The following is a 13,731-nucleotide window of genomic DNA, read 5'->3' as shown; positions in this document are numbered from 1 at the left end:
AAAAATCAGAAGATAGAATATAGGAAAGGAAAAGCAATGCAATTGACTTTGGTTAGGCATGGAGAGGCGGCACCTCCAGTATATGGAAATGATATATCACGTCCATTAACACCGCGTGGACATTTGCAGGCTGCTGAAATAGCAGGGTTTTTAAGAAAAAAAATTCAGCCAGATGTATTTGTGGTGAGTCCATTATTAAGAGCACAAGAAACATTATCGTATTTACAGGTATATTTTAAAGATGTACCTGTTGTGATTTGTAATGCGATTAAACCTGAAGACGATGCAAAGGTTGCGGTTGAATGGTTATCTTATTTACCTTATGAATCTATTGCTGTTGTATGTCATATGAATGTTGTTGCTCATATTTCAACAATCTTAACGATGGAATCTTTTCATCCATATTCATTAGCAGAAGCACGTATTTTTGATCAAGTTGTTATTGCTCAAGGGCTTTCAACACAAGTAAATAGTTACATACCTACAGTATAAAAATAATTTAAATATAATGGCAGAAGAGCATGTTGCATTTATGGATGCCTGAAACGAATGGTATTTGGTTTTGGTCAATTGGCGAAACGTGGTTTAAAGCGGAAAGTTTGGAAATGTTGATCCATTCTATTCAGTCTTATCATGGTACTGAGACTGTAGTGTATTTTCCAAGTCGGCATTTACAGGCAATTCAACAAACATTATCGAAACCTCAGTATATAAAATTGGGGAATGATGGTGTCCGATACTTGTTGGAAGAGTTTACGATACAGCCGATTGATAGCATGAAAGTTATGCATTTTTTTCAACAGCCAGATCAATTGTTTATTTCGGGTATTTCAAATCAAACACTGGAAAATATTATTCATTCTTTAATGTTGATTCCCGTGAAAGTTGTTGCATTATTACCAGATTTTCTAGTTTTACCTTTACCTGAAAAAGGGCAGACTGTGATTGCAAATCTAGGTGATCGATTACTTGTCAGAGAAGGTGAATTTACAGGAAATTCAATTGATGACTTATCTATATATATAGATTTTCAAAAAAAAGAGCAGTGCTATAGAGTTGCTGATTTGAATTATCATCAATACAAAGTATTAACTTCATGTGTTACAGAAGATCAAATCGAAGTTTTTGATTTAAAATTTGAATCAATTAAAAAAATTAAGCAACATCCCTGGAATTTTATTCCAAAGTCAAAGAGTAAATCGACGGTTACAGATTATTGGAAAACATGTATAGCTGTCATTATTGCAATTATTTTTGTGCAATTTAGTTATGATGCGTTACGATGGATGAAGTTGAAAAATGTAGCGAATCAAACTGCTGAGCAAGCAATTCAGCAATATAAATCATGGTTTGGTCAGAATTTGCGGGTAACAGAGCAAAATATAAGAAGTGAATTTAAAGGGCAAATGAATGCAAGTCAAACGGCAAATTTATCTGCTCTGAACTTGTTAAGTCAAATTGGTCCAATAATGATGCAAAATCAAATTATTGCAGATCAAATTAATTATGATGAGCAAGGGCTCAATATGGTCTTAAAGGCAAAAGATACACAAAGTTTACAGAATTTAAGCCAACAATTAAGTCAACAGGGTTTAAAAGTTGAACTAGGTAATATTAAAACAGATACATTAGGTGTGGTTGGATTGGTGAAAGTACAGTAATGAACATCAAAGAAACACTAGAAAATAGAATAACGATAATTTCGGATCAGATCGAAGAATATCTTGAGCGATTGAGTACACGTGAACGAATAATGGTGATTTTTACTGCAGTATTTGTGATTGTTGCAGGAATTGGCTCTGCACTGTGGTATATGCACCAAGCTGCTGAAAATCAGCAAAAACGAATTCATGAGTTAAATGAACTTATAACTTGGATGCAGATGAATGCTGCGACGATGAAACCTGTAGAAGATGCTTCGTTAAGCACAGCAGATAAAATTCAGCGTACAGCACAATCGATGGGATTATCTCTCAGTGCACAAGAAAATGCTGGAAAAGTACAAATAATGATCAGTCATGAGAGCTATGCAGTGCTTGGAAATTTTATGACTCAGTTGGCACAATTAGGCTTAAGTATTGAAAAAATGGAATTAATTTCAGAGGGTGGTCAGATTAAATTAACAGCAACAGTGGTATAGGTGGTAAAAATATAGTACTGCAAAGCATGGTTTTTTTTATCGCTCATGCCTATAATGCACTGACTTAAAAAGCAGTAGACTTTTACCGATATGTTGTATTCTCTTGCTCGCCCATTGTTATTCTCTTTAGCACCGGAGCGTGCGCATGAACTCACATTATCCTTATTGAAATCAACTCATAAAATGGGCTTGATGCGTCAAACTGTTCCTCATAAACCTGTGACTTGTATGGGAATTGAATTTCCAAATCCAGTTGGATTGGCAGCAGGTTTAGATAAAAATGGTGCATATATTGATGCTTTGGCTGATTTAGGTTTTGGCTTTATTGAAATTGGGACAATCACACCACGTCCTCAATCAGGTAATTCTCATCCTCGTTTATTTAGACTTCCAAAAGCAAAAGCGATTATTAATCGTATGGGATTTAACAATGAAGGGGTTGATAAGCTTATTGAGAATGTGAAATCTGCAAATTTTAAAGGAATTTTAGGCATTAATATTGGTAAAAATGCTGATACACCTGTTGAAAATGCAGTCGATGATTACTTGATTTGCTTGGAAAAAGTTTACGATTACGCTTCTTATATTACTGTAAATATCTCTTCTCCCAATACAAAAAACCTTCGTAGTTTACAAAGTGGTGATGCACTTACAGAGTTGCTAAAGACTTTGAAAAATCGTCAGTTAGAATTAGCAGATGAATTTCAGCATTATGTACCGCTTGTGTTAAAAGTTGCGCCAGATCTTGAACAAGAAGATATTCAATTTATTGCGAATCAATTGATTGAGTATAAAATTGATGGATTGATTGTCACAAATACAACATTATCACGTGAAGGTGTGGAAGATCTTCCATATGGTAATGAAGTTGGTGGTTTATCTGGTGCACCTGTTTTCGAAAAAAGTACAAAATGCTTAGCAGAGTTTTCTAAAGCCTTGGATGGAAAAATTCCACTAATTGGTGTTGGTGGTATTTTATCAGGTGAAGATGCTGTAGCAAAACGTGAAGTTGGAGCAAGTTTGGTACAAGTGTATAGTGGATTAATCTATACAGGACCAAAATTGGTTCAAGATTGTATTAATGCATTATAGATATGAATACCATTGATATCTTTATACTGGTTATTTTGCTCATTGGAGGGCTAAACGGTTTGCGACAAGGATTTATTAAAGCCTTTGCGAACTTAGTGGGGTGGATTTTTGCACTTATTTTAGCTGCAAAATATGCCTCCGTTCTGGCACCAACCATGACCGTACTTAGTGCTGATCCAGTGGTACAAAAAATTGCAGCATTTGCATTTATTATCTTAAGTATTATTGTTCTTACTTGGATTGTGACATTTCTTTTAGATCGAATTTTAAAGACTTTAAAGCTTGGACCGTTAAACCGGTTGGCTGGTGGAGTTTTAGGCGGTTTGAAAGGGTTATTGGTTGTATTAATTACAATTCAGGGCATTGGTCCTTGGGTTGAAAGTTCTCCACATTGGAAGCAATCTAAGCTCATCACAAGTTTAATGCCTTACGCGCCTTGGGCATCACAGATGTCTAAAGATGTTGCAAATGAGGTTTTACAGCATATACGGTCCGAAGATTCTAAGAAATCTCCAGACTTCTCTTCTGGCATGGAAAACGATCATCGTAGCCAAGAAGATAAATCTACGAAAAACCCTTTTTATTAATCCTAGCTTGTCTGCGAGGTTGCTATGTGTGGAGTTGTTGGTATAGCTGGTAAATCACCCGTTAACCAAATGTTATTTGATGCTTTGACGATGTTACAGCATCGTGGACAAGATGCTGCGGGTATTGTGACATGTCATGAAGGGCGATTATTCCTTCGTAAAGACAATGGTATGGTTCGCGATGTGTTCCATACACGCCATATGCGAGCATTACGTGGTAATTATGGGATAGGGCATGTTCGTTATCCAACTGCAGGTTCATCAAGTAGTGCTGAAGCGCAACCATTTTATGTCAACTCACCATATGGGATTACTTTAGCTCATAATGGTAATTTAACGAATACACGCGATATTCATGATGATCTATTCAAAACAGATTTGCGTCATATGAATACAGATTCAGATTCAGAAGTGCTTTTGAATGCATTTGCACATGAATTACAGAAGCGTGGCAAACTTGTACCAACGGCCGATGATATTTTTGATGTTGTAGCACGTGTGCATGAGCGTTGTAAGGGGGCTTATGCTGTTGTTGCGATGATCACTGGTCAAGGAATTGTAGGTTTTCGTGATCCGAATGGTATCCGTCCTTTAATTTATGGTTCTCGTGAAACAGAACAAGGTACAGAATATATTTTGGCTTCAGAATCGGTTGCTATTACAGCACTTGGTTTTAAAGTTGAGCGTGATGTTTTACCAGGTGAAGCTATTTTTATTGATGAGGCTGGTCAATTGCACACCAAACAATGTGCTACAAATTATCAATATAGCCCATGCATTTTTGAATATGTGTATTTTGCACGTCCTGACGCCACAATTGATGGTATTTCAGTATACAAAGCACGTTTGAAAATGGGTGAGAAACTTGCACAAAAAATCTTGCGTGAGTGGGGGGATGAACATGATATTGATGTTGTCATTCCAATTCCAGATACATCGCGTACTTCAGCATTAGAGCTTGCTAATATGCTTGGGGTGAAATTCCGCGAAGGCTTTATGAAAAACCGTTATATCGGTCGTACATTTATTATGCCAGGTCAACAGCAACGTAAAAAATCTGTGCGTCATAAGTTGAACCCAGTAGAATTGGAATTTCAAAACAAAAATGTACTTTTGGTTGATGATTCAATTGTTCGTGGTACAACGTGTAATGAAATTATTCAAATGGCAAGAGATGCAGGTGCGAAAAAAGTATTTTTTGCTTCAGCAGCACCAATGGTGAAATATCCAAACGTTTACGGTATTGATATGCCTGCTAAATCTGAATTGATTGCAGCAAATCGTAGCGTAGAAGAAATTCGTGAAATTATTGGAGCAGATCGTTTAATTTTTCAAGATTTAGATGATTTAAAAGAAGCTGTTCGTACAACCAAAGTTCCAGCAGTACGTGAGTTTGACTGTTCTGTATTTGATGGTGTTTATGTCACTGGTGGTATTGATGAGCAGTATTTAGACAATCTTCAACAACAGCGTAATGATTCTGCTAAAAATGAGCAAGATGGTTATGTGGATGTGAATATTGATGCTGCATCTGTTGATTTAACAGGAATCACAGAAGAATAATTATTCTTCTGAGAATTAAAATTAAAAAAGTGGGAATTTCCCACTTTTTTAATTTATGATGTGTCTAAATTTAGTGATTAGGGAATTTACATTGGAGAATGTAAGTTGCTATTTATTCGAAAATAAAAAGTTTGTTTGGGCAACATGTGTGTGGCTCATTGCTGTAGCTTTTACAGTATTTATTTTAAATGCTTTATTAGGTATAGCAATTTATTACTTTGAATCTACTCAATCTATTTTTTGGAATTACTATAGTCCATATTTTATTACTTTTATTTTATGCTTAATGCTAGGCTTTATTTTGTACGATTATTATATTTTTCGTACAGGAGGGCATTCATTTGCTGCACGGTTAGGTGCACGTAAAATTGAAAAATTAGAAAGTACACCTGAAGAGTATCAGGCTTTAAAAATAATTTCTGAATTGGCGACAAAATTTGAAATAGAAACACCATCTTTATATATTTTGTCAGATGAAGTTGGTGTAAATGCTTTAACAGCAGGCTTCTATCCTAAAGATATTGTGATTATTTTAACTTGGGGTGCTCTGCAAAATTTAGATGAATATGAGCTTTATGGATTGTTAAGTCATGAATTTAATCGAATTTTATCTGGCGATACCATTAGGAATACTTATTTAAAAATTTTATACAGTTGTCTCACAACATTCAGTCAGATTGGAAGTTACTTAGCAAAAAAAGGTTTCAATCTGAATGGTGAACATTCGCAACGTAAGTTATCCACACTATTTGTTGCAATGGGGGGAATAATTTGGTTGATTGGAAGTTTGGGAGTCTTAATTACACGATTTTTTAAATATATTATTTTAAGCAAAATTACGTTTAAAAATGATTTTAAAACTGAAAGAATGAATAATAATACAGCTAATATTCAAACATTGCTGCGTATTTCAGTTCATCATGTTGGATCACAAATATATAGTGAATACTCAGAAGCGATATCACATATGTGTTATGCCAATTCCTTAAGTCCACAAAGTTGGTTGAATATTCACCCTAGTATTCAAGCACGAATTTTTGAATTAGATCCGACCCTGATTCAGGATTTACACTTGGAGAGTTTAAAAAATAAGCGAAAACTTTCTTTAATTCGAATGTTTAAATTGCTAGAAGAGTTGAATGAAGAGTATCGTATGCCGGCTTGGATATCTCCACAGCCTTTACCATTATTAAGATTATCTCCAATTAGTTTTGCTATTAAAGATGCGATTAAACCCGTGAACCCAGAAGTTCGAGAAAATATGGCGCGGCCTGAGTTGATTCAGCGCGCTTTACAAACCTCTGCTGGTGCTCGGGAAGTTATGGTTGCAATTTTAATGATACGACAATATAGAGAGTTCATTCCTGCTGAAGCTAGTGTGAGCAGAGCGATTGTTGATGAATTATTACGTTTGGATGGGCGTTATCATATTGCAATCTTTCATGAGGCATGTCGAAATATTGGTACTATTCCTGAAACAATAGCACGTCAATTTTTAACTAAACTTGCAAAAATTATTCAGGAAGATGGTGAGATTGGTTTACTAGATGCATTGTTGATCGAAACGGTAAAATATAAATTAAATTTACTTCCAAGTAGAATGCCCAAATCACTTGAAGAAGTAAAACCTCAAATTGTACGTTTAATTGATGCTCTTTTACATGTACAGCAAATTAACACAGATAATCAATTGCATGCACGAGTGGATATTCTTAGTAGGATTTTGAAGTCTGAGGAATTAGAGCTATATGAGGAAATTTCAGATGAACCGATTGATTTAGCAGAAATCTTACAAGATATGGCAGGGCTTTTATTGCGTGATCGTTTAAGTGTGTTATCTGCTGCGGAATTATGTCTATGGAGTGATCGTATTATTACGCAAGATGAATTGGATGTATTGGAGTTGCTTTATTGGCGTTTAGGTTTTGAAGCGAAAGACATGATTGAGATGATGCAAAAGAAAAATAGTTTAATGATTATTTGATATTGTCTCATAAAAGATCTGAATTCTAAGTGAATAACAGCTAAAATAGCAATTGAAAATAGGAAGTAGTAGTTGGATGTCATGATTGGTCATCAAAGAGAAGTTTTAGCGCAATTAGGAATTGATATTTGGATTCCTCGTGATGTTGTGTGTCAAGAAACTGATCGTACATTGTTATGGCGAGATCAGACTATATCTGAAATTATTACTCAGATACCAGTTGTTCAGACTTCGGTTACTGCAAAAACGGTAGACACTCTACAAAAAACTATAATTAATAAACCAGAGATTGAACAGCCTGTAGTTGAGGTGCGTTCAGTTATTGAAGAAATTGTAGAGGAACGTCCAAGATTAGAAATTGAACCATTTTCATTACAAGCATTAGTATTGTCACATTTGGTCATAATTATTGATAGTACAGAAGTTAATGCTGAGCAACAGCAATTATGGGGAAATATTCAACGTGCAATTCATTCAGAATTTTATGAATTGAATTGGCCATTTGCTTTAGAGAATATGAATGATGCTCATGGTGTCGGAAATTATATTCAAGGCTTTGTTGATGCGATTTCAATTGATAAAAAGGTGATCAGTTTAGGGAAATTACCACATTATTTAAGTCATGACATCATGAGCTTGGCTAGTTTACAAGATATGTTGGAAGAACCTTTATTGAAACGAAGGTTATGGAACTTTATACAAAATAATCAAGGAAGAGAGTAGGTATATGGCACAAAAAGTTGTTGTTTTTAGTCAAATAAATAAAGAAATTTTAGAAAAATTAAAGAAAAAATATCACGTTGTAGAAATAAATCCTAAACTAGGTGATGTGAATCAGCAAATATTAACTGAAGTACAAGATGCTGATGGAATGATTGGTGCAGGACGAATTTTGAATAAAAAGAATTTATCAAGTGCAACTCGTTTAAAAGTCATATCTAGCGTAAGTGTTGGTTATGATAATTATGATTTGGAATACTTAAAACAAAAAAATATTTACTTATGCCATACACCACATGTATTAACTGAAACAACGGCAGATTTGGCTTTTACTCTGTTGATGAGTGCTGCCAGAAAAGTTGTGGCTCTAGATCAATGGACAAAGGCAGGTGAGTGGAAAAGAACAGTTTCTCCATCTCAATTTGGACAAGATATTTTTGCTAAAAAGCTTGGAATTATCGGTTTGGGAAATATTGGTACTGCAATTGCTAGACGTGGTTTTTATGGTTTTAATATGCAAATTTTGTATCATAGTCGCAAGGAAAAACCTGAAGTTGCAAATGCATTTAATGCGCAATATTGTGAGTTAGATGAATTACTTCAGCAATCTGATTTTATTATTATTGCTGTTGATTTAAATGCGGACTCAAAAGCATTAATTCGTACAGAACATTTTGAAAAAATGCAAAAACATGCTGTATTTATTAATATTGCAAGAGGTTCAGTTGTTGATGAGCAGGCACTCATTCAGGCATTAAAAACAAATCAAATTTATGCTGCTGGCTTGGATGTATATGAAAAGGAACCTTTGCAAGAGTCTGAATTATTTGGTCTGGACAATGTAATTACGTTACCACACATTGGTTCTGCGACAGCTGAAACACGCTACAAAATGGCAGAGTTGGCTTATCAGAACTTGATAGATGGTTTAGAAAATCGCAGACCTAAGTATACTGTAAACATATGATATTAATATTTTTAAAATAAAAAAGGATGCTTTTGCATCCTTTTTTATGAGGTATTATTATTGCTTTTTATGATAAATCGTATAGTAGCTAACATAGCAAGCAACGATGAAAATCATACAGCCAATAAAACCAGGTAGCATTTCAGCATCAAATACCATACTTACGCAGGTAATAAAGCAGAAGATAAAACCAAGAATAGGCACTAATGGATAAAGTGGTGCAGCAAAGCCAAGTTCTTCTTTAGTGTGACCTGCTTTGTACCACTGGCGACGGAAGTTGAATTGGCTTAAGCAGATGCTCATCCATACAACGACCATTGTAAAGGCAGCAATACCTAGTAGATTTTTAAAGATAGTTTCAGGTGCAAATTGCTCAGATAGTAAGCCTGGCATACCACCAATCATTGTTACAATTACGGCAACATATGGAATGCCACGCGCATTCACTTTAGAGAATACTGCTGGAAGTTGCTTATTGTATGACAATGACCACATCATACGTGATGCAGCGAATAAACCTGAGTTTGCAGCAGAAAGTAATGCTGTGATAATTACAAAGCGAATCACATCTTCAGCATACGGAATACCAATATGTTGGAAGACAGTTACGAATGGACTACTACTTACACCTTCAGCGCTAAGACCTGCTTCTTGATGTGGTAGTAAGCAAGTAACAACGACAATCGTACCTACAAAAAAGATCAATAGGCGGAAGATGGCAGTGTTAATGGCTTTTGGTACATTTTTAGCTGGGTCTTTAGTTTCACCGGCAGCAACACCAATTAACTCAGTACCAGAGAAGGCAAAGTTAACAATTAGCATTGTTGCAAAAATAGGGAATAAACCTTCTGGGAACCAGCCTTGCGCAGTTAAATTACCAAAAAGAGGAGCAGTTTCTTGACCTTGATAACCTAAGACACCAAAGATTGCCAATAAACCAAGAAGAATAAAGGCAACAACGGTTACAACTTTAATTAAAGCTAACCAGAATTCAGATTCAGCAAACCATTTGGTTGAAATCATATTTAAGGTAAATACGAAAGCACCAAAGATGAGCGTCCACAGCCACATAGAACTATCAGGGAACCATTCCTGCATAAGTAGTGCAGCTGCAGTAAATTCGGTTCCAAGAGTCACTGACCATGTTAACCAGTATAACCATGTCATGGTATAACCAGTACCTGGACCAATGTATTTTGATGCATAGGCACCAAAAGATCCAGACTCAGGCATATGAACAGCAAGTTCGCCTAAGCAAAGCATAACCATATAGGCGATAATACCGCCAAGGAAATAGGAGATAATGGCACCTACTGGCCCCGTTTGTGCAATGACTTCACCCGAACCTAAAAATAGGCCAGTCCCGATTGCGCCGCCAAGCGAAATCATAACTAGATGTCGAGTACTCATAGCGCGTTTTAAAGGCGCAGAATTGCCCTGATGCGAAGCATCATTCGGAGATGAGTGCATAGGATGTCAAAAAGTAAATAAATGAAGGGAGTTATTGTAGTGAAAATACAGATTTGTGCAATCGAATTGTGATTAATTAATGAATATATAATTTAGTTATTATAAATGGCGTCCCTACGGGGATTCGAACCCCGGTTACCGCCGTGAAAGGGCGATGTCCTAGGCCTCTAGACGATAGGGACGTTTTGAGGTGATGGCTATATTATAGGTCTAGATCGTAATTGTCAAAAAAGAATTAGAATATAAATGTTTATGTGATTATTAAATATTCATCAGAGTTAAGGCTATGTTAAATATTGAAAAGGCCTCTATATCTAAATAGAGGCTATTATCATTATAATAGTGAAGTTTTGATTGGGGGGAAGTCTATTTTTTTTCGTTAAATAACTTGTATAAACTTTATTTGTTTTGAATTTTATCAATTGGATGTGTAGCTTTTGGAGCATCATCTTTAGTGACGATATAAAGATAAAGTGCGGAAGGAAGTAGAATTGCACAAACAAGTAGAATATTTTTCAACATAATAAAAGCACAAAAAGGTATGTTCTAGAGTTTTTAGTATAGCGAAAGATTATAAAAAAAGAGAGCTCCCTCTCTTTTCTTTTATGCTTAAAATTTAAGGGTGATATCTGCAATAAATTGTCGACCAATTTCAGATTTTAGATAATAGTCATTGTCTAAATATACATTATGGCGGTTTGTTACATTATTAATGGTTAATCCAAAAATTCCATTTATATTCTTAGATAATTTTTGGGTGTAGCTTATACGCATATCCCAACGGAATACTGTTGGAATTTTAGTATCATTGTAGCTATAAATAATAGGTAAGCCATTATGTGTAATCTGATCTTTAGCTGGGATACTAGACTTGGTAAGATCATCATAATGTGGTTTATAAATTAGAAAATTACTAATATTTAAACCTGTTAAGCGGTGGGGGGTAAAATCCCAGCTTAAGCGAGCTGTAATAGGTGTGTTGAAATCACTTGCAGGAATATCGTTTGGAGTTGTAATTGATCCATTGAATAAAACATGCGTGTAGTTTTTTAACTCAACTTCATCAGCATTGTTGTAGTCACGTTTAGTGTTTGAATAATTTAGGGCTAAATTAAAACGATGTTCAGCCTCGAATAGATCAATAGGGGTGATATTATTCAAATTAAAGGTAATATTTTTTGAGCGATACGTTTTGTCATTTGTGTAAATGCGTGTCCATAAATCTGTTGGATCTGGGCGAACCAAATAATATTGATCCTTATAATCGCGCTTGATGTATTTTAGTTGGTAGCTCCAATTGCTGAATTCACCACTCATCCCAATAAGCCATTCATTTGCATAAGGAAGGTCAAGTTGGTTTCGGCTCACATTAATAGAAGAATTATTTGCACCTTCAGTCCATGGGGAATCAAGATCTTTACGATCATAGCGTTGTTGTAAATTATTTAAACCGTCTTGTAGGCTAAATGTATATAGATAGCGATCGTAATAGCGGTTCCAACCTGTTGTTAATATTAAACTTTGATTGGAAAAAGGCATGTAATTTAAAGATGTACGAGGTGCAATGTTTCCATTTTTGGTAATGCTGTCATAATCGTAACGTAAGCCAATAGTTGCTTCTATTGTGTCATTCCAGTTGATTTTATCCTCTGCAAAGGCATACCAAGAATCTTGTGTAAGATCTATATTACCTGCTAAATACACAGTTTTTCTGGTGCTGTATTGTCCTGAAGTGTTTTTGCTTGGAATAAAGCTGGCATCGCAAGCATCGGCAAATGTTCCGTCATTTTGAATACAGTCTGTACCAAATTTTGTCGGTAGAAAATAAGAAGAATAGTCTTCGGGTCTATACCAACCAGCATTGGTATGTTCAAAACCCGCTCCAATATTAAAATGATGGCGTGTTTGAAATAGTTGTATATCTTCAAAAGCACCACTTACATCATAATTAAAGGTTTTTTGTTTGGTGTAAATATTGCCAAAAGTACCTTCTGTGGACTGGGTTGTTGAGCCCCAGTTTTTATCTTCTGAATAGTACCAAGCATAAATATCATTGATTGAGCTTTCGCGGTTATTTTTTTTCTCTTGATAGCTTATGTTTTGCTTTAATGTTGCAAATCCTAAATTATTTTTTAGGTTTAAATTAATGGAATCACTATTTGAACTTTGTTTAATACCATCTGTTAAAGCTGTTGCTACAAAACGTAAGCTTTTATCTTCAAAATGTTGTAAACCAAGTTTTGCAGAAAAGTCATCTGATGGATCGTAGAATAATTCAAATGTTGTATTATCGGCTTGGCGAGTTTCATTGTATGGGCGTGCATCAATGAGTAGAGAATTTGCATCAATATCTGACTTCCTTTGCGTAAAGCCTAAATTCATGCCAATAGTATTGCTAAGTCGCCCATAACTAAAGAGACTGAACCCTTGTTTACTATAATTCTTTTGAGCACTTGTTTCTGCTGGATCTAAGAAATCAGCCTCTTCATCTGCATCAATATAGTTGAAACGGTTCCAAGAAGAATTTGTGTAGTCATAGTTTATTGAACCATGAATTTTTTCTACTTCAGTTTTTGGTGCACAGGTTTCAGCGCTGATGACACCACCTGTAAATTTGCCATATTTAGCACTAACATTACTATCTAATACTTCAAGGTTGCATAATAAGTCGGTATTGATGGTGATGGCTTGTGAGCTGCCTGCAAGATTGTTGACATGATTGGCAGCAGTATTGTTTGAATATGGATTAATATCATTGTTGATATTCATTCCGTTGACTAAAAAGCTATTGTTATAGGGTAGAGCACCATGAATGGACATGTCTCCTGAATTAATTTCACCCTGAGATGCAGCAGCATTTGCATTATTTGAAAATTCTATATTTGCATTTACTTTTAAAAATTCACTAATTGTTTTTTGGCTATTCGGTGTGCGCTCTAAATCTTCCTTGGTATAAATGGTTTTTCCAATTTCATTATTATTTTGTGCAGTCAAATGAATTGTATTGAGTGCAACATAAACTTTGTTGTTATTGGTATTGTATGTACTATCGGTTTCATGGTTTGCGTAAGCTGATATATTGAGAATGGTTAAAATGGCACAGCTAAGGATTGTACGAGAGAACGTCATCATAAACACAAATGCAAACAATAATAATATTGATTATCATTAAATATTAAAAATGTAGCAATAATAATGAGAATTATTT

At 35.1% G+C, this 13,731-nt stretch carries 12 protein-coding genes and 1 tRNA gene; 9 read left to right on the top strand and 4 right to left on the bottom strand.

Annotation, left to right across the window (positions count from 1 at the left end):
• The first annotated feature begins 36 nt into the window (after window positions 1-36).
• The 9 genes from AOY20_RS12960 (at window position 37) to AOY20_RS12920 (ending at window position 9,053) form a co-directional block, all read left to right on the top strand.
• The gene (locus AOY20_RS12960) at window positions 37-492 is read left to right on the top strand and encodes a SixA phosphatase family protein (protein WP_054582252.1); all 456 of its coding nucleotides are present in this window, start codon (window positions 37-39) and stop codon (window positions 490-492) included.
• A gap of 29 nt (window positions 493-521) precedes the next feature.
• Complete coding sequence (gspL, locus tag AOY20_RS12955; RefSeq protein WP_054582251.1) at window positions 522-1,661, top strand: type II secretion system protein GspL; 1,140 nt, start codon at window positions 522-524, stop codon at window positions 1,659-1,661.
• A complete protein-coding gene (gene gspM / locus AOY20_RS12950; protein WP_054582250.1) occupies window positions 1,661-2,140 on the top strand; it encodes a type II secretion system protein GspM in 480 nt (159 codons plus the stop codon). The genes gspL and gspM overlap by 1 nt, the downstream gene beginning before the upstream one ends.
• Window positions 2,141-2,230: 90 nt before the next feature.
• Complete coding sequence (locus tag AOY20_RS12945; protein ID WP_054582249.1) at window positions 2,231-3,232, top strand: quinone-dependent dihydroorotate dehydrogenase; 1,002 nt, start codon at window positions 2,231-2,233, stop codon at window positions 3,230-3,232.
• Between the two features lie 2 nt (window positions 3,233-3,234).
• A complete protein-coding gene (locus tag AOY20_RS12940; protein ID WP_054582248.1) occupies window positions 3,235-3,819 on the top strand; it encodes a CvpA family protein in 585 nt (194 codons plus the stop codon).
• Between the two features lie 24 nt (window positions 3,820-3,843).
• A complete protein-coding gene (purF, locus tag AOY20_RS12935) occupies window positions 3,844-5,382 on the top strand; it encodes an amidophosphoribosyltransferase (RefSeq protein ID WP_054582247.1) in 1,539 nt (512 codons plus the stop codon).
• A gap of 91 nt (window positions 5,383-5,473) precedes the next feature.
• On the top strand, window positions 5,474-7,366 hold the full coding sequence (locus tag AOY20_RS12930; protein ID WP_054582246.1) for a M48 family metalloprotease: 1,893 nt from the start codon (window positions 5,474-5,476) through the stop codon (window positions 7,364-7,366).
• Between the two features lie 81 nt (window positions 7,367-7,447).
• Window positions 7,448-8,089, top strand: a complete 642-nt coding sequence (locus tag AOY20_RS12925) for a hypothetical protein (RefSeq protein ID WP_054582245.1) — start codon at window positions 7,448-7,450, stop codon at window positions 8,087-8,089.
• Window positions 8,090-8,093: 4 nt separating this feature from the next.
• Window positions 8,094-9,053, top strand: a complete 960-nt coding sequence (locus AOY20_RS12920) for a 2-hydroxyacid dehydrogenase (protein ID WP_054582244.1) — start codon at window positions 8,094-8,096, stop codon at window positions 9,051-9,053.
• A gap of 57 nt (window positions 9,054-9,110) precedes the next feature.
• Here AOY20_RS12920 and AOY20_RS12915 read toward each other — a convergent pair whose 3' ends face one another.
• The 4 genes from AOY20_RS12915 to AOY20_RS12905 form a co-directional block, all read right to left on the bottom strand.
• Window positions 9,111-10,523: an amino acid permease gene (locus AOY20_RS12915; RefSeq protein WP_054582243.1), complete on the bottom strand. Its 1,413-nt coding sequence runs from the start codon at window positions 10,521-10,523 to the stop codon at window positions 9,111-9,113.
• Window positions 10,524-10,629: 106 nt separating this feature from the next.
• A tRNA-Glu gene (locus AOY20_RS12910) sits at window positions 10,630-10,705 on the bottom strand.
• 217 nt (window positions 10,706-10,922) lie between these two features.
• Window positions 10,923-11,045, bottom strand: coding sequence for a hypothetical protein (locus AOY20_RS15090; RefSeq protein WP_257720059.1), 123 nt, complete (start codon window positions 11,043-11,045; stop codon window positions 10,923-10,925).
• Between the two features lie 87 nt (window positions 11,046-11,132).
• Window positions 11,133-13,655, bottom strand: coding sequence for a TonB-dependent receptor plug domain-containing protein (locus AOY20_RS12905; protein WP_227510338.1), 2,523 nt, complete (start codon window positions 13,653-13,655; stop codon window positions 11,133-11,135).
• Window positions 13,656-13,731 lie beyond the last annotated feature (76 nt).

The organism is Acinetobacter equi (genome assembly GCF_001307195.1).
In the GTDB taxonomy this organism is placed as follows: Bacteria; Pseudomonadota; Gammaproteobacteria; order Pseudomonadales; family Moraxellaceae; genus Acinetobacter; species Acinetobacter equi.
The sequence above is the reverse complement of the archived record's forward strand: the minus strand, read 5'-3'. Positions and strand labels throughout refer to the sequence as shown.

Bases quoted from the DNA above. Each gene is read 5' to 3' on its own strand.
- AOY20_RS12945 (WP_054582249.1), top strand. From the start codon at position 2,231: ATGTTGTATTCTCTTGCTCGCCCATTGTTATTCTCTTTAGCACCGGAG.
- gspM (WP_054582250.1), top strand. From the start codon at position 1,661: ATGAACATCAAAGAAACACTAGAAAATAGAATAACGATAATTTCGGAT.
- AOY20_RS12960 (WP_054582252.1), top strand. From the start codon at position 37: ATGCAATTGACTTTGGTTAGGCATGGAGAGGCGGCACCTCCAGTATAT.
- AOY20_RS15090 (WP_257720059.1), bottom strand. From the start codon at position 11,045: ATGTTGAAAAATATTCTACTTGTTTGTGCAATTCTACTTCCTTCCGCA.
- AOY20_RS12915 (WP_054582243.1), bottom strand. From the start codon at position 10,523: ATGCACTCATCTCCGAATGATGCTTCGCATCAGGGCAATTCTGCGCCT.
- purF (WP_054582247.1), top strand. From the start codon at position 3,844: ATGTGTGGAGTTGTTGGTATAGCTGGTAAATCACCCGTTAACCAAATG.
- AOY20_RS12925 (WP_054582245.1), top strand. From the start codon at position 7,448: ATGATTGGTCATCAAAGAGAAGTTTTAGCGCAATTAGGAATTGATATT.
- AOY20_RS12905 (WP_227510338.1), bottom strand. From the start codon at position 13,655: ATGATGACGTTCTCTCGTACAATCCTTAGCTGTGCCATTTTAACCATT.
- AOY20_RS12920 (WP_054582244.1), top strand. From the start codon at position 8,094: ATGGCACAAAAAGTTGTTGTTTTTAGTCAAATAAATAAAGAAATTTTA.
- gspL (WP_054582251.1), top strand. From the start codon at position 522: ATGTTGCATTTATGGATGCCTGAAACGAATGGTATTTGGTTTTGGTCA.
- AOY20_RS12940 (WP_054582248.1), top strand. From the start codon at position 3,235: ATGAATACCATTGATATCTTTATACTGGTTATTTTGCTCATTGGAGGG.